This is a genomic window from Streptomyces sp. NPDC091649, assembly GCF_044756785.1.
Taxonomy (GTDB): Bacteria; Actinomycetota; Actinomycetes; order Streptomycetales; family Streptomycetaceae; genus Streptomyces.
In genome coordinates this window covers 1-25096 of sequence record NZ_JBIVTR010000014.1, presented here as the reverse complement: position 1 = coordinate 25096, position 25096 = coordinate 1, and the positions used below count along the sequence as shown (strand labels likewise).

General features: G+C 70.3%; 25 protein-coding genes. 17 read left to right on the top strand and 8 right to left on the bottom strand.

Going from position 1 to position 25096, the window contains the following annotated elements; all coding sequences use genetic code 11:
* The first annotated feature begins 139 nt into the window (after positions 1 to 139).
* Positions 140 to 412, top strand: coding sequence for a hypothetical protein (locus tag ACIQMU_RS22500; RefSeq protein WP_402689540.1), 273 nt, complete (start codon positions 140 to 142; stop codon positions 410 to 412).
* On the opposite strand, the gene ACIQMU_RS22495 is transcribed toward ACIQMU_RS22500, so the two are convergent.
* Positions 399 to 1364, bottom strand: a complete 966-nt coding sequence (locus ACIQMU_RS22495; RefSeq protein WP_352242577.1) for an NAD(P)-dependent alcohol dehydrogenase — start codon at positions 1362 to 1364, stop codon at positions 399 to 401. The two genes, ACIQMU_RS22500 and ACIQMU_RS22495, sit on opposite strands and share 14 nt — an antisense overlap.
* Before the next feature lie 108 nt (positions 1365 to 1472).
* On the opposite strand from ACIQMU_RS22495, the gene ACIQMU_RS22490 reads away from it, so the two are divergent.
* Complete coding sequence (locus ACIQMU_RS22490; RefSeq protein ID WP_352242578.1) at positions 1473 to 2153, top strand: helix-turn-helix domain-containing protein; 681 nt, start codon at positions 1473 to 1475, stop codon at positions 2151 to 2153.
* Between the two features lie 523 nt (positions 2154 to 2676).
* Here the strand turns inward: ACIQMU_RS22490 and ACIQMU_RS22485 are convergent.
* The 3 genes from ACIQMU_RS22485 to ACIQMU_RS22475 all read right to left on the bottom strand — a co-directional run bounded on the left by ACIQMU_RS22485 (position 2677) and on the right by ACIQMU_RS22475 (position 7759).
* Entirely contained in the window at positions 2677 to 3825 is a 1149-nt protein-coding gene (locus ACIQMU_RS22485) for a serine hydrolase domain-containing protein (protein ID WP_402689539.1), read from the bottom strand.
* 106 nt (positions 3826 to 3931) lie between these two features.
* Positions 3932 to 4918 carry an alpha/beta hydrolase-fold protein gene (locus ACIQMU_RS22480; protein ID WP_352242580.1) on the bottom strand — a complete coding sequence of 329 codons (987 nt, stop codon included), beginning with the start codon at positions 4916 to 4918 and terminating at the stop codon, positions 3932 to 3934.
* A gap of 318 nt (positions 4919 to 5236) precedes the next feature.
* Positions 5237 to 7759 carry a helix-turn-helix domain-containing protein gene (locus ACIQMU_RS22475; RefSeq protein WP_402689538.1) on the bottom strand — a complete coding sequence of 841 codons (2523 nt, stop codon included), beginning with the start codon at positions 7757 to 7759 and terminating at the stop codon, positions 5237 to 5239.
* Positions 7760 to 7919: 160 nt separating this feature from the next.
* On the opposite strand from ACIQMU_RS22475, the gene ACIQMU_RS22470 reads away from it, so the two are divergent.
* Entirely contained in the window at positions 7920 to 8159 is a 240-nt protein-coding gene (locus ACIQMU_RS22470) for a hypothetical protein (protein ID WP_352242582.1), read from the top strand.
* 279 nt (positions 8160 to 8438) lie between these two features.
* On the opposite strand, the gene ACIQMU_RS22465 is transcribed toward ACIQMU_RS22470, so the two are convergent.
* Both ACIQMU_RS22465 and ACIQMU_RS22460 read right to left on the bottom strand, forming a co-directional pair.
* Positions 8439 to 8609 carry a hypothetical protein gene (locus ACIQMU_RS22465; RefSeq protein ID WP_352242583.1) on the bottom strand — a complete coding sequence of 57 codons (171 nt, stop codon included), beginning with the start codon at positions 8607 to 8609 and terminating at the stop codon, positions 8439 to 8441.
* A 15-nt stretch (positions 8610 to 8624) separates the two neighbouring features.
* Entirely contained in the window at positions 8625 to 8972 is a 348-nt protein-coding gene (locus tag ACIQMU_RS22460; RefSeq protein ID WP_352242584.1) for a hypothetical protein, read from the bottom strand.
* 51 nt (positions 8973 to 9023) lie between these two features.
* On the opposite strand from ACIQMU_RS22460, the gene ACIQMU_RS22455 reads away from it, so the two are divergent.
* The gene (locus ACIQMU_RS22455; protein WP_352242585.1) at positions 9024 to 9617 is read left to right on the top strand and encodes a hypothetical protein; all 594 of its coding nucleotides are present in this window, start codon (positions 9024 to 9026) and stop codon (positions 9615 to 9617) included.
* A gap of 200 nt (positions 9618 to 9817) precedes the next feature.
* On the opposite strand, the gene ACIQMU_RS22450 is transcribed toward ACIQMU_RS22455, so the two are convergent.
* Positions 9818 to 10759 (bottom strand): ScbA/BarX family gamma-butyrolactone biosynthesis protein, encoded by a 942-nt coding sequence (locus tag ACIQMU_RS22450; RefSeq protein ID WP_352242586.1) that lies wholly within the window; start codon positions 10757 to 10759, stop codon positions 9818 to 9820.
* 124 nt (positions 10760 to 10883) lie between these two features.
* Between ACIQMU_RS22450 and ACIQMU_RS22445 the strand changes: the two genes are divergently transcribed.
* From ACIQMU_RS22445 to ACIQMU_RS22430, 4 genes are all read left to right on the top strand, one after another.
* On the top strand, positions 10884 to 11513 hold the full coding sequence (locus ACIQMU_RS22445; RefSeq protein WP_352242587.1) for a ScbR family autoregulator-binding transcription factor: 630 nt from the start codon (positions 10884 to 10886) through the stop codon (positions 11511 to 11513).
* A gap of 120 nt (positions 11514 to 11633) precedes the next feature.
* Positions 11634 to 12368 (top strand): SDR family oxidoreductase, encoded by a 735-nt coding sequence (locus ACIQMU_RS22440; protein ID WP_352242588.1) that lies wholly within the window; start codon positions 11634 to 11636, stop codon positions 12366 to 12368.
* 56 nt (positions 12369 to 12424) lie between these two features.
* Positions 12425 to 12652, top strand: coding sequence for a transposase (locus ACIQMU_RS22435; RefSeq protein ID WP_402689537.1), 228 nt, complete (start codon positions 12425 to 12427; stop codon positions 12650 to 12652).
* Positions 12649 to 12819: a hypothetical protein gene (locus tag ACIQMU_RS22430; RefSeq protein WP_402689536.1), complete on the top strand. Its 171-nt coding sequence runs from the start codon at positions 12649 to 12651 to the stop codon at positions 12817 to 12819. Before ACIQMU_RS22435 ends, ACIQMU_RS22430 begins: the two co-directional genes overlap by 4 nt.
* 481 nt (positions 12820 to 13300) lie before the next feature.
* Here ACIQMU_RS22430 and ACIQMU_RS22425 read toward each other — a convergent pair whose 3' ends face one another.
* Positions 13301 to 14602, bottom strand: a complete 1302-nt coding sequence (locus tag ACIQMU_RS22425) for an IS701 family transposase (RefSeq protein ID WP_402689535.1) — start codon at positions 14600 to 14602, stop codon at positions 13301 to 13303.
* 418 nt (positions 14603 to 15020) lie between these two features.
* On the opposite strand from ACIQMU_RS22425, the gene ACIQMU_RS22420 reads away from it, so the two are divergent.
* The 9 genes from ACIQMU_RS22420 (at position 15021) to ACIQMU_RS22380 (ending at position 24978) form a co-directional block, all read left to right on the top strand.
* Positions 15021 to 15635 carry a helix-turn-helix domain-containing protein gene (locus tag ACIQMU_RS22420; RefSeq protein WP_352242592.1) on the top strand — a complete coding sequence of 205 codons (615 nt, stop codon included), beginning with the start codon at positions 15021 to 15023 and terminating at the stop codon, positions 15633 to 15635.
* 681 nt (positions 15636 to 16316) lie between these two features.
* Positions 16317 to 17561, top strand: coding sequence for an FAD-dependent oxidoreductase (locus ACIQMU_RS22415; protein WP_352242593.1), 1245 nt, complete (start codon positions 16317 to 16319; stop codon positions 17559 to 17561).
* 91 nt (positions 17562 to 17652) lie between these two features.
* Positions 17653 to 18006 carry a cupin domain-containing protein gene (locus tag ACIQMU_RS22410; RefSeq protein WP_352242594.1) on the top strand — a complete coding sequence of 118 codons (354 nt, stop codon included), beginning with the start codon at positions 17653 to 17655 and terminating at the stop codon, positions 18004 to 18006.
* A complete protein-coding gene (locus tag ACIQMU_RS22405) occupies positions 18006 to 19622 on the top strand; it encodes a class I tRNA ligase family protein (RefSeq protein ID WP_402689534.1) in 1617 nt (538 codons plus the stop codon). Before ACIQMU_RS22410 ends, ACIQMU_RS22405 begins: the two co-directional genes overlap by 1 nt.
* A 196-nt stretch (positions 19623 to 19818) precedes the next feature.
* A complete protein-coding gene (gene panD / locus ACIQMU_RS22400) occupies positions 19819 to 20187 on the top strand; it encodes an aspartate 1-decarboxylase (RefSeq protein ID WP_352242596.1) in 369 nt (122 codons plus the stop codon).
* 63 nt (positions 20188 to 20250) lie between these two features.
* Positions 20251 to 21582, top strand: coding sequence for a SidA/IucD/PvdA family monooxygenase (locus ACIQMU_RS22395; protein ID WP_352242597.1), 1332 nt, complete (start codon positions 20251 to 20253; stop codon positions 21580 to 21582).
* Positions 21579 to 22661, top strand: a complete 1083-nt coding sequence (locus ACIQMU_RS22390) for an NAD(P)/FAD-dependent oxidoreductase (protein ID WP_402689533.1) — start codon at positions 21579 to 21581, stop codon at positions 22659 to 22661. Before ACIQMU_RS22395 ends, ACIQMU_RS22390 begins: the two co-directional genes overlap by 4 nt.
* Complete coding sequence (locus ACIQMU_RS22385) at positions 22661 to 24007, top strand: hypothetical protein (protein ID WP_352242599.1); 1347 nt, start codon at positions 22661 to 22663, stop codon at positions 24005 to 24007. Before ACIQMU_RS22390 ends, ACIQMU_RS22385 begins: the two co-directional genes overlap by 1 nt.
* A 77-nt stretch (positions 24008 to 24084) precedes the next feature.
* Positions 24085 to 24978: a lactoylglutathione lyase gene (locus tag ACIQMU_RS22380; RefSeq protein WP_402689532.1), complete on the top strand. Its 894-nt coding sequence runs from the start codon at positions 24085 to 24087 to the stop codon at positions 24976 to 24978.
* Positions 24979 to 25096: the final 118 nt, after the last annotated feature.

The window sequence follows — 25096 nt, the reverse complement described above, 5'->3', positions numbered from 1 at the left end:
ACCCGCCCCCCCACCGGGGTCGGCCGCCGGCCGCCCCCGGGCGGAGGCGGCCTCGCTGGGCCGGACCTTCCTCGAACGGCTCGCCGTCCACGCCCCCGGCGCGGCGTGGACCTCGGGTACGGCTACAAACGCGGACGACATGGCCGCCTTCCCCGACGAACGCGACGGCGAACACTCCGGCCGGCCCGCGGATGACGGCGACCCGGCCGGCCGGACCCACCGCTTGTACGCGGAGCCACTGACCGCCCTCGGGGAGGAGTTCGCACGGGCCGGCGCCCGGGCCCACGCGTACCGGCTGGACTGGCGCCCGCCGGGATCGGGCGACGATGCCACCCACTGCCTGGAGCTGCCGCCGCTCAGCTGTCGTCGTGCGCCCGCCAGGGAATGCGGGACAGCCCTCAGTCGACCCTGACCACGTACTTGCCCCGCACACCGCCGGCCTCCAGCGCCCGGTGTGCCGCCGCTGTCTCTTCCAGCGGGAAGACCGCGTCCACCGACGGCCGCAGCTTTCCCTCCGCCACCTGGAGAGCGAGGTCGTCGAAGAGCGCACGCGCGGGGTTGCCGCTGAAGAAGCGCACCCGGCCGCGTCCGTGCACGGCGCTGGCCGCGATGTAGCCCAGCGAGGCGGCGGGTCGCGTCAGGTCGAGGGCGATGGTGACCATGCGTCCGCCCGGCTTCACCATCCGCCGAACGGTACGCAGGTCCGTGCCGGCCGTGTCGAGGACCACGTCGAACCGTCCCGGTTCCGCAGCGGACACGGTCCGGTGGTCGACGGCGTGGTGGGCACCGAGCGTACGGACGAAGTCGAGGTTGGCGGCGCGTGCCAGGCCCGTGACCTCGGCGCCGTACGCCCGTCCGAGCTGGACGGCGGCATTGCCGACCCCGCCCGCCGCGCCCCGTACGAGCAGCTGTTCGCCGGGGCGCAGCGCGGCCTTGTCGCGGAGGGCGGTGATGGCCGTGGTGGCCACGGGCAGGGCGGCGGCGGCCACGAGGTCCAGTCCGTCCGGGACCCGGCCGAGCCGCTGGGGCCGCACCGTCACGTACTCGGCGGCGCTGCCGAATCCGGAACTGCGGCCCAGGACGCCCCACACCTGGTCGCCGACGGCTACGCCGGTCGCGCCGGTGCCGAGCGCGGCGATCTCGCCGGTGAAGTCCAGCCCGATGCGCAGCGGGAACTTCCGGCCGGTGATGAGACGGGCCCGACCGGAACGGGCCGACAGTTCGCCGCCGTTCACACTGAACGCGCGCACACGCACAAGGACCTCGCCGGGCGCCGGTTCGGGACGTGGCACCCGGCCCACATACAGCACCTCGGGACCGCCGAAGCGGTCGAACAGTACGGCTTTCATCGTGCGGTCGTCCATCGTCGGGTTCTCACCTTCGCCACCAGGGGCTGTGCGGGGGATCGTGGCACCGAGCGTAGGCTGGCAAACGGACGAGATCGTCCACTTGACCGGAGGTGAGAGACAGCGGTGGGGGAATCATCTCGGATCGCGGGGCAGGACTGTCTGCGGGCGGACGCCCGGCGCAACCGGCGGCGCATCCTCGCGGCTGCCCGTCTCGTCTTCGCCGAGCACGGCATCGACGCGCCGATGGCGACCGTGGCCCGACGGGCGGGAGTCGGCGTGGCGACGCTGTACCGGCGCTTCCCGACGAGGGACGCCCTGGTGCGGGCCGCGTTCGAGCACCAGATGGACGCCTGTGCTCGGGCGCTCGGCGAGGCGCTGGCCGACTCCGATCCGTGGGAGGGCTTCCAACGGCTGGTCGAGACGGTCTGCGAACTGCAACGGGAGGAACGGGGCTTCTCGGCCGCGTTCGTCGCGGCCTTTCCCGACAGCACGCGAGAACACGCACGCGTATGGAACGAGTCCGAGCGGGACTTCGTGACCCTGGTCCGCAGGGCTCAGGCGGCGGGCGCGCTGCGGACCGACTTCCACCCCTCCGACCTGGCCGTGGCCTTGTTGTCCCACTGCGCTCTGGTCACCGCACTGCCGGGCGACCGAGCGGCGTCCCGGCGCCTGGTGGCGTACTTGCTCCAGGCGTTCCGCGCCGAGGCGGCACACGGAGCGCTGCCGGCGCCGAGCGAGCTGTCTCTGAGCAGTCTTCCGCTGGCGGCCGACGGCTCACGGGGCCGGCGGCCCTCCAGAGCCTGACACGGAGCGCCGCCTGCCTCGTGGCCCGCCCTTCGGGCCACCGCGCCACTGTCGCAGGGCACCCGGGGACGGTGCCCCGGCCCGAGCGGCGGCCGGGGCCGGGGCCGTCTCCGGTTCGCGGGTCCGTATTCGCGGGAAGGCTCCGGCCCGCTGCCGATGGGTGCTCCGGCCGGGGGAAACAGAGCATTACGACCAAAGCTGGGCATGCCTTCGCAGGCTCACCGCACCAGCGGACCGCTGCTTCTCCGAACTGGGTCTGGACCTGGGCCGGCCCGGGGCTCGAGGAAGACTTGGCGACCTTCACCAGTTCGACCAGCATCGTTCGATCATGCCGCGTCCGAGTTGCTGCCGGCCTCTGTGCATTACGGCGCTCCCTGGCACAGGTTCGCCCGAACGTGTGTTGCTCGGCCAGTGTCCCGCCGTCCTTCCGCTGCGTCGGGGGGAGGGGGAGGTATGAGCCCCCCTCCCCCTCCCCCCGATGGAGGCAGGGGCGGACTCACGCGGCTCCGACCTGCTGAAACGGTCAGGTTCCGCTGCCCTCGCAGAGCGCCGCCTGGAGTGCGCCGTACCCCTGGTTCACCGGCTGGTTGGACAGGCCCATCTGGGCGTTGGTGACCGTGGACGCGTAGCGGCCGTCCTCCGTCACGCCGGTGAGGGTGAAGTAGCCCGGAACCCCGCCGTTGTAGGTCCAGAACGTGCCGGCGCAGGAGGACAGGGGGGCTTCGACGAGGCCCAGCCCCGCCTTGGACGGCGAGCCCGGCTCCATCGGAACACCGCGCTTCATCTCCGCCGTACTTTCCGCCGACACCACACGCCCGCCGACGAGCGCCCGGTAGAACGCGGCGACGTCGCGCATGGTCGAGATCATCGCGCCGGAGGCGTAGAAGCGACTCGGCTCGTGCGCCGTCGTGACCTCGGTGCCGATGAACACGGTGCCGATGAACCGGACCCCCGCGTAGCCGTTGATGCGCGGGCCCGGGAGCGAACGGTCGCCCGGCGCGGGGAAGCTCGTGTTCGGCAGCTTCAGCGGCTCGACCACGCGCCGCATGACGGCCTCTTCGACGCGCTGCCCGGTGAGCCGTTCGATCAGCATGCCGAGGATCTCGTAGTTGGTGTTGGAGTAGATGAACCTCGCCCCGGGCTCGGCGGCCGGCGGTGCCCCGTCGAGGCCGTACTGCACCAGTGAGGCCAGCGAGTAGCCGCCCCCGGACTGCTGCGCGGGGGCGTTGACGGTGTTGGCCTGGGGGATGCCGCTGAAGTGCCGGAGCAGTTGGCGCACGGTGATACGGGTGCCGTCGTAGCCGTTGACCGAGACGACACCGGGCAGGTGGCTCTCGATCGGGTCGTCGAGCTTGAGGCGGCCTTCGTCCACGAGCGTGAGCACTGTGGCTGCGGTGAACGTCTTGCTCTGGCTGCCGATGCGGAAACGCTCGTCGGGCCCCAGCGGGTCCTGGGCGTTGAGGGTCGCGGTGCCGGAGGACAGGCTCCACGCGGTGGAACCGTCGCCCGCGTGGATGCCGGCACCGGGCCCGCCCGCGAGGTTGAACGTCCGCAGCGCGGCGGCGGTGGCCGTGTGGTCGGCGTCGGGAGCGGCGTGAGCGGCCAAGGGCATCGCGGACAGGGCCGCGGCCAGACCGAGGACGAGAGGCAGTCGGGCGGTTTTCAGGGACATGGCGGGAACTCCTGATCGGGTAGGAAACGGGCGGGGGAGGGGGCGTCAGATGGTGGGAAGGGCCGTCAGGTGGCCGGAGCCATCGTCAGGTTGGTCGGTCGGGACGTCAGGTGGCCGGACGCAGATGGGCCGCGACGCCTGCCAGGTCCTGCCGGACGCGTGGGTGGCGCAACACGTGGCCGCCCGGTTCCTCGTACGCCATGTGCGGGATGCCGGCGCCGTTCATCAGCGACCGGAGACCGCGGTGCCCGTTCCTGACGTGCTGCTCCTGAACCGCACTGAACCACGGGACGGCGTCGCCGTTCGTCCCGACGACGAGGAACACGCGCTTGCCGCGGTAGCTCTCCACGTGCTCCACCGGGTTGTCGGCGCTCACCCGGCTCTCGTTCCAGAGCGGCGCCCCGTAGACCGTGGCGCCGCCGAGTTCGGTGGCCGCCGACGAGAGGTTGGCCCAGTGGCCGACGATGCCGCTGTCACGTCTCAGGTCGGCCGGGCCCGAGTGCGAGCTGACCGAGGAGAAGAGGCCGGGGTACTTGGCCGCGTACTTGAGGGCGCCGAACCCGCCCATGGAGAAGCCGGAGACCGCCCGCCCGTCGGCCCCGGCATGGGTGCGGAACGCGGCGTCGACCCAGGGGATCAGCTGTCCGACGTGGAAGCTCTCCCAGTTGCGCGGACCGACATGGGAGCCGACGGGGTTCGAGTACCAGCCCGCGACGCCGCCGTCCGGCATCACCACGATCAGCGGCAGCCCCGCTGCCCAGTCGCGGACGCCGAGCCGGTCGAAGGTGGTCGCGTCGCCGCCGCCCCCGCCGTGGAAGAGATAGAGCACCGGATACCGGCGGTTCCCAGTCCCGTAATCCTCCGGGAGGAGCACGTTGACGCCGGGGGTCCCGGTGACCGCGGGAGTCGTGAAGCGGTAGCGGAACATGCGCGGGTCGGTCTCGTCGGACCAGGCGATGGTCAGGTCGCCCGGTCCGACGGCCGATGCCGGACCGGCCGCGGCGAGGGCTCCGGCCGATCCGAGGGCGAGTGCCGCAGTGAGACCGCCGGCGCCCCTGAGAATGTGGCGGCGGCTGGGGTTGTGCGGTGCCACACCGAACTCCTTTGCTTCTTGGAGAGCTGCTTCGTGGTGACGGCGAGGGTGCGGGCGAAGTCGGTAGAGCCGCGCACCTGTGTGACTGCGAGCACCCGCACGTATTCAGGCACCCGCACGTCTTCAGGCACCCGCGTGTCTTCGGGACCCCTCGTCGGGAGGACCGCGACGAGCTGGGATGCCGCGAGCCGCCCTCCGCATGCTGTCGCCCGGTACCGTCCGGCCGACAGGCCACACCACCGGCCATCGGTGACCGGTCGCCCGGGCACGCCCGCTGACCGCGCCACCCCCGCCGCGTGCCGGTGTCGTACACGCGGATCAGGAGGCGCGGGTCGAGGCAGGCGGAAAGGCGGCCGGTGCGAAGTCGGGGTGCTGCCGGCGGTACAGGTTTCCGAGGTGGTGCTGCAGTCGGACGTGGCGGAACTGGTACACGGCGCCGGTCTGGCGCAGCACGCCTCGACGGTAGGCGTCGTCCAGGAAGGCGGCGGGGCTCCAGGGGAGCCGGCCGGTCAGGGGCAGCCAGACACGTGCGAGCAGGAGCCACTGCCCCCAGGCGGTGAAGGCGAGCACATAGGAGGCCGTGCCGCCGATGCCGCCGACCGTTCCGATGAACAGGCCCTCCTCCAGCCCCCAGTTCAGCCGCCCCATCGAGCCCTGGAGCGCCAGGACGACCAGGTGCCCGCCGAAGGCGATGGTCAGGGTGAACATCGGGGCCAGGATGAGGAACTGTCGGCCCACCGTCGCACGGTTCGCGAGCAGCAGGCTGACCGGCGTGGCCGCGGCGGTGACGTCGACGGGTGCTTCGAGCGCGGTCATGAGCACGAGGACGAGGCCGGCGGCCGAGCCGAAGATCAGCCCGAGTACCAGCATGTTGATCAGAGTGGCTTCGACGAGGCGCGGGTCGGTCAACGACGCCCCCGCCGGCTCGCGCCCGACGGTGAGCGCACACGCGCATCCGATCCCCGTGACGGCCCCGCCGAACAGGCCGTGCCCGAACCGAACCGCGAAGGCGCGCAGGGGGCGGCGGCCGAGACCGCCGCGCGTGGAGCGCGGCCCCAGCCGGACACGGACCGGAACGAAGGCTGTGCCGCCACCGGACCTGTCCGCCATCACGTAAACGGAGCCGAAGGCCAGCCCCGCCGCGGGCCCCACGAGAGAGCCTTGCAGGAGGAGTTCGCCGAATCCGAGAGGGGTGAGCAGCAGGCCGATCAGACAGACGGCCAGGGCAACGTTCAGAGCGGTGGCCAGGACGACGGCCAGGGTCCGGGTCGAGCGGGACAGCGAGTCACCCAGCTGCCACCACGCCAGATCCTGCTGTTCCCGGTCGGGACGGACCAGGTGATGGGCGAGGTGGCCGAGCCAGCGCTCGGCACGTGCGGGGTCCGCGTACGGCGTTTTCGGCTGCCGGCCGACGGCATCCCGTTCCGGAACGTGGCGCCGGTAGACGGCGGGCACGAATCCTGCCAGCAGATGTTCTTCCAGACTCCTCACCGAAGGGAACCGGGCGGTGTCGAGGAGTTCGGCGGGATCCCGTCGGGGCGTCTCGCTGTACAGGGTGCGGGCGAGGACGACCATGAGCGGGGTGGTCAGCACCGTGGCGAGGGCCGCGGCAGCCGGGGCCTTCCGCGTGCGGAGCGCAGCGAGGACCGCGTCCCACGTCGCCCCGGGTGTGCCGGTTCCGTCGCCGCTCCCGTCGGGCGGGGCGATGCGGGTCGTACGCGGCAGGTAGTCGGCGAGGTCGTCGAAGGCGAGGTCGGCGAGCTCGATGCCCCCGGCCCAGACGAGCGGTGTGTGCGCCGCCCGGACCGCTTCGGCGTATTCGTCGCGTCGGCTGGTGAGGACGAGCGGCGTGACGGTCGTGTTGAGCGCGTCCAGCGCTTCGCGCCGCATGCCTTCGGCGATCTCGTCGAACCCGTCCAGGATCGGGAGGACGAGGTCGGCGTCGACCAGCGCGACGGCCAGGTCGGCACCCCCGGCGCCGCGGCGCGCCAGATGAGGGTGATCACGCAGCAGCCGGCCGATCAGCCAGTCCCGTAGGGCGGTGGTCGACGGGTCCCAGCCACCGATGCTGCAGATGACCGGCACGCGGCCGCCCGGGGTAGGGGCTTCCAGGAGATCCAGGGCGAGTCTGATCGTGAGGACGGACTTGCCCGATCCCGCCCGGCCCAGGATCGTCATGCGTCCGGAGGGAATCCTGAGGTAGACGTCGGCCACGCTCCGCAGGTCGCCGCCGAGATCCATCTCGCGCGGTGCCTCGCCCGGGCCGAGACGCTGGATGTTCTCCGCGCTGTCGGTCAGGGCGGCAGGCGTCGGCTTCCACCGGACGGGGAGGGGGTAGGGGTCGTGGACCCGGCGTTGGGCCTCCTCGCGCCGCCAGCGGCGCCGGACCTCCGTCGCCAGTTCCCGCGCGGTGTCGGCGAGCGCGTCGGGGACGGACGACGGTGTGAGGGGGACGGCCATGGGGGCGGGCGACGGTTCGGGAGAGACATGCACGGGTGCGGGCGACTCCCGACCGGGCCGGCGAGCGCCGATGGCAGAGGCCGAAAGCCCGGTTCGCTCCGGACCGGCCCCGGCTCGGGGCTCCGTTTCGGCACCGGACCGGACAGGCGGGACGTCACGCGCTCCGGCGAGGGTCGCCGCCAGGCGCCGGCGGTCCTTCTCCCCGAGGCCGAGCGCGTCCGCGAGCAGATGCACCGTGCCCATCCGGTGGTTGGTGGACCCGCCGCTCTCCAGCCGGCGAATGGTGCGCACGCTGATCCCCGACCGTTCGGCCATCTGCTCCTGCGTAAAGCCGGCCTCCTCGCGCAGCCTGCGTAGCAACGTGCCAAGGCCATCTGCCACCGAGCATCTCCCTACCCGCCAGTACGAACGGCGGTGAGCCTACCCGCGGCCACCGGTCACAGATGGCCGGATCCCTGACCTGTACAGCCGACATGACCAAGGTCACCGTCGGGGTCGGCAGCCCGTGGGCAGGCACACCGGCGCGAGGCAAGGAGTCGACATGGCCACCCACCGCTACTGGTGCGGCGAATGCAGCTTCAAGACGCCCTGGCGAAGCGAGCCCGAGGGTCAGCACCAGCAGATCGAGCACTACGCCCTCAAACACCCCGGCGTGCCTCCCGGGGGCCAGGTGGAGGCCCGCAGGAGGGGCTCCGTCAGAGCCCACGGACGCCTCCTCCTGGCAGCAACAGCAGCCGTCGCCCTCGCCCTGCTCGCGGCTATGGCCGCCTGCCGGTACTGAGGGCGCGCGAACCCCGGAGCACGGAACGCGTCAGTCGCGTCCCGGCCGAACTCAAGGCGGGCGGGGTCCGGATGGGCGGGCGCAACGGCCCGGGGCGGGGGTTTCGAGGCCGTGTCGCCGGAGCGGCGACGCATGCCTGTGGGGTCACATCCAGCTGTTCTCCACCGACCAGCGAGAGATCTGGAAGGACGGCCAGGTCGCTGTCACGAGCCGGATAGTGCTGTCAGCTCTCCCGGAACCAGCCCGGGGCCGGCGGACTGACACGGTGAGGCGCCGTGATCAATTCTGGTGATGCCGACGCGCGAGATGGACGGTGATGTCGGCGGTCATGTCGACTCGGCCCGGCAGCACCTGCGTGATCCGGCTGAACAACTGCTCTCGCTCCGCTGCCGAAAAGGCGAGATAGGCAGAGACGGTGGAGAGATGACCGACGTAGTCGCGAGCGCTCATCTTGCGGGACAACTCTTAGCCGACCAACTCAAACAGGTCGGCCCCACCAAACGCGACATCAAGAAGTGGTACCGACTCGACGATCGAGTTCGGGCCGGGGCCCGGCATCCGCCGCAGCGTTGTCCAGCGCGCCGACCACACCGGGGGAACGTTCTTACGGATCGGCCGCCACAGGCGGGTTCGCGGCAGCCGATATCGCTCGTCGTGCGATGCGGGGGGAGAGACCTCACGGCAGCCGTCCACCGGTGGCTGGTAACCGGGCGCATCCACGCCGACGAACACATCACTCACCTGGAGCCGGTCGGGAGTGATGTCAGGTCGGCGTCTTTTCGCCAGGCGAGTAGGTGAGTTGGCTGGATTCATGTGAGTACCATCGTCGCTGACACACCCCCCACGTCGAGAGCCGAGGATTACATGTCTGAAACCCTTCCCGGTCCGAGTATCACCGCAGACTATTCCCAGAGGGTCGCTGACGACCTGTCCGCGAACCGCGACGAGCAGGAGCGTGTGCGCGCCGAACTCGCACGGTTGCAGGATGAGCTTGTCCGCCTGGAGGACAGCGAGCACGTCCTGACGAAGATGCAGGAAGTGCTCGGCGGTACGCCCAAGCAGGCAGCGAAGCAGGGCAAGGGTCGCAAGGGGGCCGCAGTTCCCGCGGCCCGAGGTTCCAACAGCAGGAAGGCAGCGGGGAAGACGGCTGCCGCCACTGGGCCCAAGGCATCCGAGAAGGCTTTGCGGCCCAAGAAGGCTGTGACGCCGAAGAAAGCGGGGGAGCCGACGTGGCTGGAGCTGACCACGGACCACTTGAAGGGACAGAGCGAGCCCAGGTCCGCGGCAGAAGTAGCGGCCTCACTCACCGAGGCGCACCCTGAGCGCGCGGTCCAGGTGGCAGTGGTGCGCAACTCCCTGGAGCAAGGGGTCGCTCAGGGCCTGCTGGAGCGGTCCAAGCAGGGACGTTCGGTCTTCTACAGCACTGTCGCACCTGCCTCAGCCCCGTCCGGTTCCTAGTCTTCCCAGTCAGGCGTTCCATTCAGACGTATGAGCTCGGCCTGTGGCGCGTACTGGGCGGCCGAGGTTCGAGCTGGTTCTGCCGGATGAGGAACGGCGCCGCACTCGAGGGCGAGTGCGGCGCCGTTCTTTGCCTCGAGCGTGGGTTCTTCGGCGGGGGCGGGTTTGGCGTCTTCTTCTGGAGTGTGGGGCCGGTGTGATCAGGTGTGTTGCGTGGTGGTGGTGTGGATGGTGAAGGTGTGTTGGTTGTTTTGGTGACCGGTGATGAGGGTGCTGGTTTGGCCGGGTTGTCTTCGGTGTTCGGGGTGGGATGCGATGTGGCATGGGGTGTCGAGTTCGACGTATCGGTGGAAGTGTGCGTTGAAGCTGGTGGGGAGGGTCGAGGCGGCGTTTGACTCGGCTTGGGCGGCTTGGGCGGCTGCCTCGAGGAGGAGGATGCCGGGTACGTGATCGTGGTCGTGGTCGAAGTAGATGCGGTTGGTGACGTCTACGCGCAGTTGCCATTGGTGGGGTTTGTCGAGGGGGCTGAGGACTGCTTGCTGGAGTGGTGTCTGTTGGCCGCGTTCGGCGAGGGGGAGGGCGGGGCCGGGAGGGAGTGCATGGGTGGTCGCGGTGTGTGCGTCGGCGTGTGTGCCTCTGAGCCGGTTGTAGAGGGCGGGTGGGTGGGCGATGTAGCGGATCCGGGCGATGCCGAGGGGTTGGTCGTCGCGGGTGGCCATGACCTGGGCGGCGAAGCGGCGGGATCCTCGTCTGTGCTGCTGTGCCTCGGTGTGTGTGATCGTCATGCGTATGGTGCCGGGTCCTGGGCGGGTGTTGAGTGCCGCGGTGACGATGGAGGTGTCGAAGGACTGCCATCCCAGCCGGTGGTCGAGGGGTACTCCGTGGGCGGTGTGGGACAGCATCGTCAGGGCCTGACGGATGGACTCGGCGAGTATCAGTGGATGGTAGACGTCGTGGTGGGAGGTGTAGAGGGGGTGGTGCGTGGGCCAGTTGGCGAGGACGGTGTGCGAGATGCCGTCTTTGTGGCTTGCCCAGCCGGTGATGAGTACCTGGTCCGCGTTGGTTTTGCGTGTGAGGTGTGTTGGCGTTGGTTGGGTGGTGGTGTTGGTGGTGGGTGTGAACGAGCCAGTGGTGACTGTCATGGGGTTTCCTCGGGTGGCCGTGTGGGCGTGAGGTCGACAGTTGCTGTGGGCGTACGTTCGAGTCATCTCCGAAGTAACATAGAGATTACTATTTTCCTTGTCGAGGGGGGCTGGAGGGCGGCTTGTGGCGCTGCGTGAGGTGAAGCAGGAGCGGAGTGCGCGGACGCGCGCGGCTCTTTTCCGGGCGGGGGCGGAGGTGTTCGCGGAGTTGGGTTTCGCGGGGGCGAGTGTCAGTGGTATCGCTCGTCGTGCTGATCTCACGCTGGGTGCGTTGTATTTTCATTTCGGGTCGAAGGAGGGGTTGGCGCGGGAGATCGTGCGTGCTCAGCCGGATCGGGTTCCGGTGGCTGTCGGTGCGTGTGGTTTGCAGGCGGCGGTCGATACTTCGGTTTTGTGGGCGACGCGTCTGCTGGAGGATCCGGTGCTGTTGGCGGGGGCCCGGTTGGTGATGGATCAGGAGTATTTCGTCGGTCCGGGGGACGGTAACTCCTATGAGCAGTGGACGGGGGTTCTGGTTCCGTTTCTGCGGGAGGCGGCGGAGAGCGGGGATCTGCGGGAAGGGGTGGGGCCGGAGCCGCTGGCGCGGTTGGTGGTCAACGCGGCGACGGGGCTGCAGATGAATGAGCAGCTTTCGACGGGGCGGCGTCATCTTCCGGAGCGGGTGCGGGAGATGTGGCGGTTTCTGCTGCCTCTGGTCGCGACGGAGGAGTGCGGTGCGAGGATCGTCTTGTTGCGGGAGGCGTCGGAGGTGTGACCGGGCGGCGCGTGTGTGGGGTGTCGGTTGGGCGGGGCTTGTTCGGTGGGGGGCTTGTTCGGGGATGTGCGGTTTAATCTGCCCGTGAGTATTCCTGGGATGTTATCGGGCAGGACAGTCATGATCACGGGGGCGTCGGGGGGTATCGGGGCTGCGGCCGCCCGTCTGTTCGCCGAGGAGGGCGCCTCGGTGGTGTTGATGGCGCGTGGCGCTGACCGGCTGGAGGCGGTGGCCGGGGAGGTCTGCGCCCGGGGGGGCCGGGCTGTTCCGGTTCCCGGCGATGTGCGAAGACCCGACGATGTGGCGCGGGCCGTCTCGAGGGCGGTCGAGGAGTTCGGGGGGCTCGATGCGGCTTTCAACAATGCCGGCTGGGGTTCGGCGGGTCCCGCGCTCCATGAACTTCCCGAGTGTGCCTATGACGTGGCCATGGACGTCAATGTCCGGGGGGTCTGGAACTGTATGCGTCAGCAGATTCCCGTCATGCTGGGCCAGGAGACCGGGGGTTGTGTCGTCAACATGTCGAGCGTGGCCGGGTATTGCGCGTCCGGGGCGAGTGCTCCTTATGTGGCTGCCAAGCACGCGGTCCTCGGGCTGACCAGGGCGGCCGCCGCGGAGTACGGCGGACGGGGTGTACGGGTGAACGCGCTGATGGCGGGCAGTACCCGTACGGGGCTGCTGGAGCCCTACATCGCCGGCTCGCCCGGGGCCGAGGCCGAAATGACGCGCAGGGCGATACAGAAGCGCCTGGCGGATCCGTGCGAGGTCGCCCAGGCCGCGGTGTGGCTGTGCAGCGAGCGTGCGTCGTTCGTCACCGGTGGAGCGATTCCCGTGGACGGGGGCTGGAGCGCGGTGTGACCGGGGCCCGAGGGGAGGGGGCGTTTCCTTCGGGTCGTCTGATCGTTGGCTGAGCTGTGTTGTTGACTGATGCCCGGTGGGCGCGCATGGAGTCGTTGCTGCCGGACAGGATGCCGAAGCGGGGTGGGCGGTGGCGGGATCGCCGGCAGGTGTTCGACGCGGTCGCGTTCGAGTACCGCACCGGGACGCCGCTGATGGGCCTGCCCGAGTGCTTCGGCTCGTGGAAGGCGCCCATAACCGGCTGCGAAAGTGGGCTGCCGATGGGACATGGGAGGAGGTCTTGACCGCTCTGCTCGATCGGGCCGCCGCCCAAGGTGATCTCGACCGGGTCGTCGCGGTCGACTCCACCGTCGTCCGAGCCCACCAGCACGCCGCGCTGGGGCTCGTGAAAGATGGGCACCAGCCGGCGAGCCGGTCGACCATGCCCTGGGCCGGTCCCGCGGCGGCCTGACCAGCAAGATCCACCTCGCTGCGGCCTGGGCAGCAAGGTCCACGTTGCTGCGGACGGACAGCCGCAGCCGCTCACACTCATGTTCCCCCAAGGTTTTGAGCCTCCGCTCAGCAAGGCGCAGCTCAGCCGGCTGCAAGCAGAGTGGGAGGCCGCCTAAGCATGATCCGAAAAGAGGCGGCCCAAGGGTTGTCCCGCAATGCCTGGCGGGCGCGCGGCGTCAGCTACGGTACCTCGCCGCGTTGTCGGAACATCCACATACTTCCAGTATGCGGACGCCCCTCCGCCTTGCGATGCACCGCATCTGACGCCGCGCGCCGATCCTCCAGGGATGACGGGACAACTCTTGGCCCAGGCAGGCCCCTCTTGCCCTCGTGCACCGGCGGCAGCCCCGCCTTGCTCGTTCACCGGCGGGCAGGGGCTCCTTGTCCTCGTTCACCGGTGCCGGGGGCCCGACACGGCCCACGGTTCAGCGGCCCAGGGTTCAGCGGTTGAGCGGCTGCGTGTGGCCGTTCGCGGTTTCCACTGTCCAGCGGCCGTCGGCCGGGTCAAGGGGCCTGTTCTGCCGTCGTGCGGGCAGTGGACTGCCGGGTGAGGCCGTACGCGGCGCGGGGGGTGCGGGGGGTGTGGGCGTGGTGTGGGCCAGCTGGCTGTAGGCGGAAGCCGCGGACACCAGCGTCACATGCCGGTGCCAGCCCGGATAGGACCGTCCCTCGAAGTCCTGGAGACCGAAGCCTCCTTCCATACGGCGCACGGCGCCCGAGGTCCAGGCATGTGCTGCGGCCAGTTCCGTCAGCCGGTTGAGGGGCTGTTGTGTCAGGCTGGTCAGCCAGAGAACCGGCGCGTTCCGTCGGTCCGCCGGGTATTCGGCGAACAGGCGGCAGATGTGCTGGGCGTGGGGTCCGTGAGGAAGGCCGACCACGGCGGTGACGACCCGTTTCACTCCGGTCGTCCCGCCGTGGGAGGCGGCCACGACCGTACGCGGCGTCTCGCCGTGGGCGTCGAGGAAACGGCGCGCGCTCATCGATGGGACGGCGTCGCTCGAACGCGGGTTGCGGCCGGGTGACGGGAGCGCTACCGGCAGGTTCTCGGGGACGGCGACGAGGAAGTTGTGTCCACGTCTTCGCAGACCGTGCAGCAGGCGCTCGTACTGTTCGAAGCCGCGCAGGTCGGTGACCAGGGGCAGCGGGGTGGAGAGCGAGGCGGCCAGCCGGTCGGCGAAGGACAGGACGTGGACCCAGCCGGGGACGGGCCGGACCCCTTCGGGGATGCGCGCACGGCTGCGCAGGCGTTCGTCGGCCCATTCGCCCGGAAGGTGCAGGTGCCAGTCGACCGGGATCTGGCAGCGTCCCGCCGCGAGGAAAAGGCCCATGCCCACTTGGCAGTTGACGGTCCGGCCGAGGGCGGGATCGAAGCGCCGGTGCACACCGCACGACTGGTTGCCCCGCTTGGGCACGACGGCCGTTCCCACCGTCCAGGCCGTCGGGCGCAGCCGCTGCTCGACCCAGCGGGTCAGCTCCGCCCTCGCCAGCTGCCACTCCCACGGACTGGCGTTGACGAACCGGTGCATCGACTGCGAGGCGGTGGGGGAGTCGGTCACGGCCGCCGCCAGACTGCGTACGGACTTGCGGCCCTCGACGGCCAACAGGCCGAGCAGGTAGACGCCGGCCCACCTGCGTTGGTCGGCTCTGGGTAAGTGCGTGAAGATCTGATCCGCGAACTGCGCGACCCCCCGCCCGGCGGCGAGGACGAAGGAGGGGTCCGGCTCGTACACAGCGGTGGTCATGGTTGTTCCCTTCCGAGCGGCTCAGGACGCCCCAGAGAATAATAGAGTTCGCTATTGTTTTATCGCATCGAACCAGCCAACCCCCGGGGGAACGCCACCCTCGATCCTCCTTGTCCCGTCGGCGCGTACGAACCAGCCAACCCGAATCAGCGAGCTTGATGTCTCTGACCTGCGACTGCACACTGTCCGGCACGACAACCGGACACCCGCACGGGCCGCAGGGCGCGGTGCGCGTGGGTGCGCCCGGACCGTCCGACGTCACTGTTCGGCAGGCGGCTCTGCCCTCGAGCGCCATCGGACGACACCTGCGCGACCCGCCACGCCTTGGAGGGGGCGGGCGGTCCGTCACCGCCGGCCAGGTGTCGACGGAAGGCGGTTACTTCTTGCTCCTGACCGACAAACGCAAGCGGAGAAAAGCATGGTGAGGCAGGAACGTGCCGTACGCACCCGGCGGGCACTGCTGGAAGCCGCCGCTGCGGAGTTCGACCGCCACGGCTATGCCGGCACGTCGCTGAGCCGGGTCTGCCGCAACGCCGGGATCACCATCGGCGCTCTGACCTTCCATTTCTCGAACAAATCCGAGCTGGCGGACGCGGTGCAGTCGCAGGGGCAGCTGATCACCCGTACCGCCCTGGAGAACCTGCCGGCCCGCCCCGCTCCCGCTCTCCACCAGGCCATCGACCTCATGCTCGAAGTCGCCCGGCTCCTCGAGGCGGTACCGACCGTACGCTCCGCGGCCCGGCTGAGCCGTGAGCGCCCCAAGCCCGATCTGGCGTGGACGGCGTCCTGGACGGTGCTCGCGCAGGATCTGTTCGTGGACGCCTACCTGGACGGCCAGTTGAGTGCGGCGGTGCGCCCCGCGTCCCTGATGTCGCTGTCGATGTATCTGACGATCGGCGTCGAGTGCCGTGCACGGGCGGACCAGGAGGACCCGCAGCCCGATGACCGCGGAACGAACGCCGTCGACGAGCTCAGACGGGTCTGGGACCTGATCCAGCACGGCATCTGCCACCGCCCGCCCATCGACCCCTGAACGAACAGGTGGGCGAACTCTTCGTATGACCGTGCGAAACCGGCGGACGATTTAGTCAAGTCGGCATTGCCGCTCCGCACGCCACCCCGGATGGTGGAAAGCCGCGAACGACACACCTACGAGGAGTGAGCGTGGTGGCGACGAATCCAACGAGCGGTATCTCACCGGACAGCGTCACCCGCCGTGTGCCCGCGCTCCTCGCCGCACCACCACCCACACCACCATCCCGCGGCACCGCCTGCGGCACCGGTGTGAGGAACACGGGGAAACGCCTGAGCGGTTCCCCCCGGGCCGGCTGACCCCGGGCCGGCTGCCCCCCGGGCGGGCTGGCCCTCGGGCGGGCTCCCCCCGGGTCGGCTGACCTCGCGGGTCGGCTGACCCCCGGGCGGGCTGGCCTCACGGGTCGGCTGACCCCCTGGGCGGGCTGCCCCCCTCGGGGTGGCCCGTAGAGGGGACGGGGCGGGCCCATGTCACCGCCGCCCGGGGCCTGTTAGCGGCCCGGGGCTTGTTCGCGGCCCGCCCGGCAAGGCCGCTGCCGGAGCGGCCGCCTGCGCCCCCTCTTGTGCCGGAACGAACCCGTCGCGAAGCAGCTCCACCTGTACCACGAGCTCGGATCTCCGGTTGCCCTCAACAGGGCGGCCCGCACAGTCGCGCCTCGAAAAGTCTTCCGTGGAGGGTTTCATGGCGACAGCCGAACGTAGGGACGTAGTGGTGGTCGGCGGCGGTATCGCCGGATCCGCCCTTGCGGCAGCACTGGCGAAGGACGGATACGACGTGCTGCTCCTGGAGCGGCAGACCGTCTACCGGGACAAGGTCCGTGGCGAGGTCATCAACTGCTGGGGCGTTGTCGAGCTGCTCCGGCTCGGGCTGGAGGAATGTCTCCTCAAGGCCGGAGGCAGCTACGTCGACAGCTTCATCGGATACGACGAGATCGTCGAGCCGGACGTCGCGCGGGCCAACGCCATCCCCCTGGACGAGATGATCCCCGGTATCCGCGGAGTGCTCGACGTGGGACACCCCGAGGCATGCGAGGCACTCGCGACCGCCGCCGCCGAGGCCGGAGCCACAGTCGTCCGCGGAATCGGGGACGTCACCGTCACGGGCGGACCGAAGCCCCAGGTGAGCTACGAGTACAACGACGTCGAGTACGACGTTCCGTGCCGGCTCGTCGTCGGAGCGGACGGCCGCACCTCGACCGTACGACGCCGGCTCGGTATCTCGCTGACCCAGACACCGCCGAACTCCCTGGGCGGCGGGATGCTCGTCGAGGACCTGCACGACTGGCCCGTGAACGTCACCTCGATCGGCACCGAGGGCGACCTCCTCTACTTCGTCTTCCCCCGCGAAGGCGCCCGGGCCCGGCTCTACCTGCTGCACGACGTCGCCCAGAAGGGCCGCTTCTCCGGACCGACCCGCCAGGCCGACTTCCTCGAGGCATTCCAGTTCCGCTGCATCCCCGGCAGCGAGATGTTCGCCTCGGCCACACCCTCCGAATCCTGTGCCTTCTACCCCATGAACGACGCCTGGACCGACTCCCCGGTGGTACCCGGAGGCGTCCTGATCGGGGACGCGGCCGGGTGGACCGACCCTGTCGTCGGACAGGGACTGTCCATCGCGCTACGGGACGCCCGCCTGGTACGGGACGCCCTGCGCTCACACACCGACTGGACGGCCGACACGCTGGCCCCCTACCGCAAGGAACGCGAGGAGCGGATGCGCCGGCTGCGTATCTCCGGCTCGGTCAGAACCACGATGAACATGACCTTCGGCCCTGAAGGCGCCACCCGCCGCAAGGCATACGCCAAAGCCTGGCCGACCGACCCGATCCTGGCCGGCTCCCGGCTCGCCACCTTCAAGGGCGCCTTCGGCGTCCCCTCCGAATCATTCGAACCCGCCACCATCCAACGCCTGTTCGCCCTGAAGTAACCCACCGCGCCTGTTCGCCCTGAAGTAACCCACCGGGCCGGTTCGCCTGAAGTAGCCCACCGTGCCTGCCGACAGAAAAGGAACACCGCCCATGCACGTCAAAACCGACGCCGCCGACGCACGCATCCGCAAGAACGGCTGCGACATCCGCGAGCTCTACCCGTGGAACGGCGTCGTCACCCCGCCCTGGAACAGCACCCTGTGCTCGATCCGCCCCACCGAGTCCAGCACACCCCACGGCCACGCCACCGACGAGACGTTCATCTTCATCAGCGGCGAGGGATTCCTGCGCGTCGGAGCCGAGGAACGGCAGATCACCCCGGGAGACGTCATCTACATCCCCCACGGAACCGACCACGTGGTGACGAACACCAGCGACCGCGCACCCCTGACGTTCGTGAGCATCTACTGGCTCCAGCCCACCGACGAGAAGCAGGACGCCTGATGACCGGCAGGACCGACGGCGCCCCCTCCCCCCGACGGCGCATCAACGTGACCTTCTCCCCGCCGACCCCCAACGGCGACCTCCACCTCGGCCACCTGGCCGGCCCTGTGCTGAACAGCGACGTGTGCGCCCGGTCGCAGAAGATCCTGGGCCATGACGTGGCCTTCGCCACCAGCACCGACGACAACCAGACCTACGTCGTCACCACGGCCGAGAGGCTCGGCACCCTCCCCGAGACCCTCATCCAGCAGGCCCTGGACAGCGTGACCCGCTCCCTGGACCTCGCGGGAGTCGACGTGGACCTCTTCGAGAGGCCCGACGCCGACTACACCGGCTTCGTCCGGGACTTCTTCACCCGGCTGTGGGAGCACGGCGCCTTCGACCTCCGCGAGATCGAGCTGCCGTACGACGAGACCACGGGCGAGTACAAGGCCGAGGCGTTCGTCACCGGCCGCTGCCCCACCTGCCTGGCCCACGCCCGGGCCGGAGTGTGCGAGGCATGCGGCCTGTACAACCTGCCCGGCGCCCTGCTGCCCGTCGCGGACACGGCCTCCGCCCTGCCCGGCCGAACCGTCTCCGTCTGGGTCCTGGACCTCGAACGCTACCGGTCGATGATCACCAACTGGTACCGGACGACCGACGTACAGCTCCGCCCCGACCTGGCCAAAGTCGTCTCCGACACCCTCGCCGGCCGCCTCCCCTACATCCCCCTCACCTACCCCAGCGCCTGGGGCATCACGGTGGACTGGGACGGACCCGACGTACAGCCGCAGGCCATCAACGCCTGGCCGGAGATCTACGTCGGCCATGTGTACTGGCTCCAGCAGGCACGCATGGACGAACTCACCCCCTGCGACGAACTCGTGCAGTTCATCGGCATCGACAACGGCTTCTACAACGCGTTCGTGTACGTGACGCTCGCGCTGCTCGCCGCCCGCCACGGCATGTCCATCTCGCTGCCCAAAACCCGCACGATCACCAACCAGTACTACATGCTGGAGGGGCGCAAGTTCTCCACCAGCAAAGGCGACGTCCGGTGGGCGAAGGACTACCTGGAGGCGGTGGGACGCGACCGGGCCAGGTTCGTGCTCGGCCTCACCAGCCCGGAGCTCCAGCAGGCCGAGTTCAGCGAACCCATCGCGGCCGCTACCATCGAAGCCCGCTACGACGCCCCCCTGCGGGCCATCAGCGAGGCCCTCGGCAAGACCTTGACCGGCCGAAGCGTGAGCACGGCCCCGTCCCCCTGGTGGCACGCCGCGATCAAGGCGTCCCGCGGCCGGTTCGAGGACGCCTTCCGCCTGGAATCCTTCAGCGTGCGCCGGGCGGCCGAGGCCGTGGCCCTCCACCTGGAAGTCCTCGCGCTGCGCTGCGACACCATCCGGACCGACGACGAGAGCGACGTCTCCGGAGCCCTCCAGTTCCTCTGGACCCTGCGCACACTGGGCTGGCCCGTCACCCCCGACCTGAGCGACCACATCGCCCAGGCGTTCTCCGCCGGATCCACGGCCGGCAAGGCACCCCTGCTCGCCGACCTCACCACACCACCGGCGGGCGAGTTCCGTGGCCTGACCATCCCACCCGCCCCGGCACCCGCCCCCACTCCGGCCACGCACTGAACAGCCCCCGCCCCGACACCCACCCGCGCCCCGGCCCCGACACCGGCCCGGCACCGGCCCCGGCCGCCCACTGAACGGCCCGGCCTCGACACTGGCCCCGGCCGCCCACTGAACGGCCCCCGCCGCACCCCCCGGGTCCCACCCCGTCCCACCCCACCCCACCCCCGTTTTTCCTCCACGGACAAGGAGTCCCCTCATGCTGCGCACCTTCATGAACGCCAAGATCCACCGCGCCACCGTCACCGACAGCAACCTCAACTACGTCGGCTCCATCACCATCTCGCCCGAACTGCTCGACGCGGCAGGCATCGGAATCCACGAACTCGTCCACGTCGTGAACGTCAACAACGGCGCCCGCTTCGAGACGTACACGATCCTCGGCGAGCCCGCCGCCAACCAGGTCATCGTCAACGGGGCCGCCGCCCGCCTGGTCGAGACCGGCGACAAGGTCATCGTCATCAGCTACGCCCAGCTCACCCCGGACGAGGTCGCCGACCACAAATCACGGGTCGTCCACGTGGACGACACCAACACCATCACCGAGACGGCGCTCCTGAGCACCTGAACCACTCGTGCTCCCACCCGTACGACGTTCCTGCATGCACGACAAGTCGAGGATGCGTGAAACGTGAAGAGCCAAACGATCCATCCGGTGCTGGGAGTGGGCTTCGGGCCCGCCAACCTCTCCCTGGCGGTCGCGCTCGAGGAACGCGGCCGCTCCGGAACCGCCCACTTCATCGAACGGTCCGCCGGCTTCCAGTGGCAGCGCGAGCAGTTGCTCTCCGGCGCGGACATCCAGAACAACCCCTTCCGGGACCTGGCCATGCCACGTAACCCGGCCAGCCCGCACACCTTCGTCAAATACCTCGCCTCCCGCGGCTCACTGACGGACTACCTGCACCTGAACGCCAAATTCCCACTGCGCCGCGAGTACGCCGACTACCTCACCTGGGTCGCCGACGCCTTCCGCGAACAGGTGGACTACGGCCGGTCCGCCGTAGGACTCTCACTCGTCCAGGGCGACGACGGCGGCGAAGTGTTCCGGGTGGAGACCGACGACGGCGACGCCTACCTCGGCCGGACGCTGTCCCTCGGCACCGGCCGCTCCCCGCGCGTCCCGCCCGCCTTCCACCGATGCCTCGGCCCCCGCGTCTTCCACTCGACGCGCTACCTCTCATCCATCGAGCAACTGGGCGACCGACCCCTGCGGGTGGCGGTGGTCGGCGCCAGCCAGAGCGCGATCGAGATCATCCTCGACCTGCTGGCACGCCCCCAGGTCCGACAGGTCATCCCCATCCACCGCAGCATCGGCTTCCGCCTCAAGGACACCAGCCCCTACAGCCGACGCGTGTTCCTCCCCGAGTTCGTCGACTACTTCCACCCCCTGTCCAGCGCGAAGAAGCGCAGACTGCGCGGCGAACTGCGGTCCATCAACTACGCCGCCTGCGACCAGGACGTCATCGACCGCCTGGCCGGCGTCCAGCGTGAGTACGAACTGACAGGATCCGACCGGCTGCTGATGAAACCGTTCTCCGAAGTGGTCCTCAGCAGACAACAGGGGCAGACACGACAGCTGGTCCTGCGCGACGTCAACCACCTCAGCGAAGAATCCGTCGACGTCGATGCCGTCATCCTGGCCACCGGATTCCGCGACTTCGGCAGCGAGCAGGGCGACGAGCCCTACCACCCGCTCCTGGAAGGGATCGCCCACCGGCTGCCGCTCGACGAGGAAGGCGTCCCCGTCGTCTCACGGGACTACTCGATCGAGCTCAAGTCCCAGGCAGACAGCCCACAACCACTCAGGGTCTACCTGAACGGGCTCTGCGAGGCGAGCCACGGCATGGGCGACGCGGGTGCTCTGGCCATGCTCTCCGTACGGGCGACGGACATCGCCGACTCGCTCCAGAAGAACCAGACAGGCGAGCGCGAGGAACTGCTGACCTCGGGGACGTCCCCGTGAGCCACCCACCCCCCACCACGGACGTCGTCGTCGTCGGCGGCGGCATCATCGGCCTGGCCACCGCCGAGCGACTGACCGAAGCCGGTCACACCGTGACAGTGGTCGACGCCTCCGGCATCGCCGCGGGCGCCACCGGCGTCTCCGGCGGTCTCGTCCGAGGCTTCGCCCCGTCCGGCCGCGACCAGGACCTCGCCGCCGCCGGCCTGGCCGCCTACCGGAAGCGAGGACGGCACGGCACCTGGCCCGCCGTGCGCGGCCGCGGCAGCCTGACCTTCCTCACCACCGACGACCTCGCGCGAGCACACCCCGCGGTGAGCGCACTCCGCACAGCGGGACACAAGGCGGAGATCCTCACCGCCCAAGACATCACCACCCGCTTCCCCGACCTCAGGACCACCACCGGGGACCACGCCGTGTACGAGGAGGACGCCGGCTGGCTCCCGGCCCGCGAAGTCGCCGCCGCCCTCGTCCGCGACGCCGGCCCGCTCCTGCGCCAGGTGCGGGCACGGGCCACCGGCCTGCTCACCTCGCGTTCCCGTGTCACCGGTGTGGAGACGAGCGCGGGAACGATCCGGGCAAGAGCCGTCCTGCTCGCCGCCGGCACCGGCAGCACCCCCCTGGCGGCGACCGCCGGCGTGACGCTGCCCCTGCGCACCCGGGCGGTCGGCTACTGCCTTTTCCGCCTTCACGGCAAAGCCGTGAACACAGCCCTGCCCGTCGTCGTCGACCCGGCCACCGGTTCATGGCTGCGGCCCTGGGACTCGGCGTCCGTCGTCCTGGCGGGCGTCTTCTCACCGAAGACGGATGTGCCCGCCCAGGTGCGCCACGGCGTCCCCGACGAAGAGACGCGGCGAGTCCGTGACGTACTGCTCACACGGATCCCGCAGCTTGCGCGGGCCCGGCCCGTGGGCGGCGTGATGGCCTACGACGCGATGTCCCCCGACGGGCCCGGAGCGGTGGAGGCGCCCTCCGAGATCGACGGCCTGGTCACCGCGACCGGCTGGAACGGCGGCGGATTCAAACTGGCGCCCGCCGTGGGCGAGCGCGCGGCCGCACTGCTGCGGGAGACGATGGCCTGATGCCCGGCGCCGTACGCCTCAACCCCACCGACGAGATGCTGCACCGTTCGGCCGGCACCCTGGGCTCCAGCCGCATCGTCCAGGTCCTGTGGTCGTTGCCCCACCCGGCCCGGGCCGACGCGCTGGAAGCCGAATGGAAACGCCTGGACCAAGGACGCCTGAGCCGCCGGGCCGCCGCCTCGACGATCCCCGGAGCACGACGCAGCTGGATCCGGGCCCACAACACCGAGCCACTGGACATCGGCACGGTGCGGGTGACCGGCCACACGCTCATGGAATGGGCCGACCTACAGGTGAAAGTCCCGCTGCCACCCGGCTCGGACGCCCTGTGGCGACTGGCCGCCACACCGTACGGGAGGGGAAGCGTCATCTCGCTGACCGTGCCCCACTTCCGCTGCGACGGTCTCGGCATCTTCAACGCCATCGCCTCCCACGGCCCCGACACCACGATCGCGGCACAGAGCCCCGGCCCGCTGACCGACGCGGCCGAAGTACTGGGACAGGCCGTGCGAGCCGGTGCGGCGACCGCCCGGTGGCTGCACCGGCTGCGGGGCGACGCCGCCGAACGCGCACAGCTCCTGTCGGCACTGCGCCGGCCGCCGAGCGGTCCGCCACCAGGCGACCGGAAAGAGCCGCGCTTCTTCACGTCCCTGGTCCTGGAGACGGACGCGGTCGCGTGGGAGAAACGCGCCCGCGCCCACGGCGGAACGGTGAACAGCCTGTTCATCGAGATCGCCGCCAACCTGGTCCGCACGGCCGTCCGCAACGGGGCGCCCACGCCGGTCGAGGTGGGCCTGCCGATGACCCTGCGCCGATCCCAGGACGACGGGCGCGCCAACGCCCTGATCGTCCTGCCCCTCACGGTCCCCGGCGGACCCGCACGCCACCACACCCTCGACGCGACCCGGGAAGCGACCAGAACACTGCTCGGCCGCGGGGCCGAACACAGCAGCACTCTCGTCCCCGAGCCCCTGTGGCAACTGCTGCCCACCCGCCCGGCTCACCGGCTGCTGAGGCCAGGGGCACAGCAGACCGACGTCGTCGCCTCCAACTTCGGCCGGACACCCGACGCGGTCGCACGCTTCGCCGGGCAGCGGGCGCAGACCGTCGCCGTACGCACGATGAACGTACCCGGCGTCGTGCCGGACAAGGCCCGCATCCGCGCCTCGCTGTGCCTGGTCCGCACCGGCGACCGGATGGCGGTCACGGTCACCGGCATGCCCGACCACTTCGGTGACGGCTCCAGCCTGCGGCGCCGGGTGAGCGAGGAACTGAACGCCTGGGGCCTCACGGTCGACCGCTGGTGGGGCGCCGAGCCGGCCCCGCCCGGACCGGACACGCCCTAGAAGCCACCCGGCCCGGCCCGTCGGGCACCCCCTCCGGGGTCCTCGTTCCCGACCGCAGAGAGAAAGGCACTGGTCCCATGCCGGCAGCACCCACCGCACCCCTGTCCGAGCGATGGTTCCGGGAGACCCCGGACTCCGCCCGGCTGCCCCGCCCACGCCTGCTGACCCGCTCCCTCATCCACCTGAGGGAACTCGACGAACAGATCCGTCTCTACGAAGAGCTGACCGGCACACCGGCGGACCTGCGCATGCCCATCCCCGACTTCGGCGGCCTCGAACTCGCCGCCGTGGGAAGCATGCTGCTGATCGCCAGCATCAGACCGTTCACCGACATCCAACGGCGCACGACACACTCGCTCATCGTCCCGTCCCTGAAGACCCAGCTGGACCGGCTCCGCGACACCGCCGCAACGGTGCTGGAACCCCCCGAGACGATCCTCCCCGGCAGCCGCGCCCGCGTGCGGTACGCCGACGGGACGATCGCCGAGCTGGTCGAGCACCGTCCACAGCCGGGGGAGCGCCCACGCCCTCGCCGGCAGGCCGCGCCCCCTGACGGGGCGCCACGCCTGCTCGTGCGCAGAGCGGTGAGCGCCCGCGCCTTCCCGGCAGCCGTCGCCCAGTACGAGAGCATCCTGGGCACGGGCTGCGACACCCGCCTCCGGCTGCACGGCGTCCCGCCGATCCAGCTGGCGACGGTCGGCAACCTGCTGATCGTGGGCACCGACGGACCCGAGTACACCCGGAGCGCGGATGTCGGCCTGGCACTGGTGACGACCGGACCGCTGGACAGCACCCACCTGCGGAGCGAACCCGCCGCGCAGCGACGGGCCGGGCCCGCCCGCGACCGACACCACCTCGTCGAGCTCCGGGGCGGCACGCTCGCCGAGGTGTGGGACACGTCCGTCGGACTCCACCACCCCGCGGCACCCGTCGAGCGGGGCCCCCGGACCGCGGAGGCCGGCACACCATGACCACAGGCGAACACGCCACGACACCAGGTACGACGGGAGCCGTGGGCGGGGGTGGGAAGGAGGTCCGTCGTCTGGGCCGGGTGATCATTCGTTTCGCGGGTGATTCGGGTGACGGGAT

Excerpts from the sequence above, each read along its gene's own strand:
- ACIQMU_RS22495 (WP_352242577.1), bottom strand. The coding sequence starts at position 1,364 with ATGGACGACCGCACGATGAAAGCCGTACTGTTCGACCGCTTCGGCGGT.
- ACIQMU_RS22500 (WP_402689540.1), top strand. The coding sequence starts at position 140 with ATGGCCGCCTTCCCCGACGAACGCGACGGCGAACACTCCGGCCGGCCC.
- ACIQMU_RS22405 (WP_402689534.1), top strand. The coding sequence starts at position 18,006 with ATGACCGGCAGGACCGACGGCGCCCCCTCCCCCCGACGGCGCATCAAC.
- panD (WP_352242596.1), top strand. The coding sequence starts at position 19,819 with ATGCTGCGCACCTTCATGAACGCCAAGATCCACCGCGCCACCGTCACC.
- ACIQMU_RS22380 (WP_402689532.1), top strand. The coding sequence starts at position 24,085 with ATGCCGGCAGCACCCACCGCACCCCTGTCCGAGCGATGGTTCCGGGAG.
- ACIQMU_RS22410 (WP_352242594.1), top strand. The coding sequence starts at position 17,653 with ATGCACGTCAAAACCGACGCCGCCGACGCACGCATCCGCAAGAACGGC.
- ACIQMU_RS22415 (WP_352242593.1), top strand. The coding sequence starts at position 16,317 with ATGGCGACAGCCGAACGTAGGGACGTAGTGGTGGTCGGCGGCGGTATC.
- ACIQMU_RS22425 (WP_402689535.1), bottom strand. The coding sequence starts at position 14,602 with ATGACCACCGCTGTGTACGAGCCGGACCCCTCCTTCGTCCTCGCCGCC.
- ACIQMU_RS22450 (WP_352242586.1), bottom strand. The coding sequence starts at position 10,759 with ATGACAGTCACCACTGGCTCGTTCACACCCACCACCAACACCACCACC.
- ACIQMU_RS22440 (WP_352242588.1), top strand. The coding sequence starts at position 11,634 with ATGATCACGGGGGCGTCGGGGGGTATCGGGGCTGCGGCCGCCCGTCTG.
- ACIQMU_RS22385 (WP_352242599.1), top strand. The coding sequence starts at position 22,661 with ATGCCCGGCGCCGTACGCCTCAACCCCACCGACGAGATGCTGCACCGT.
- ACIQMU_RS22470 (WP_352242582.1), top strand. The coding sequence starts at position 7,920 with ATGGCCACCCACCGCTACTGGTGCGGCGAATGCAGCTTCAAGACGCCC.
- ACIQMU_RS22485 (WP_402689539.1), bottom strand. The coding sequence starts at position 3,825 with ATGTCCCTGAAAACCGCCCGACTGCCTCTCGTCCTCGGTCTGGCCGCG.
- ACIQMU_RS22465 (WP_352242583.1), bottom strand. The coding sequence starts at position 8,609 with ATGAGCGCTCGCGACTACGTCGGTCATCTCTCCACCGTCTCTGCCTAT.
- ACIQMU_RS22460 (WP_352242584.1), bottom strand. The coding sequence starts at position 8,972 with ATGAATCCAGCCAACTCACCTACTCGCCTGGCGAAAAGACGCCGACCT.
- ACIQMU_RS22455 (WP_352242585.1), top strand. The coding sequence starts at position 9,024 with ATGTCTGAAACCCTTCCCGGTCCGAGTATCACCGCAGACTATTCCCAG.
- ACIQMU_RS22420 (WP_352242592.1), top strand. The coding sequence starts at position 15,021 with ATGGTGAGGCAGGAACGTGCCGTACGCACCCGGCGGGCACTGCTGGAA.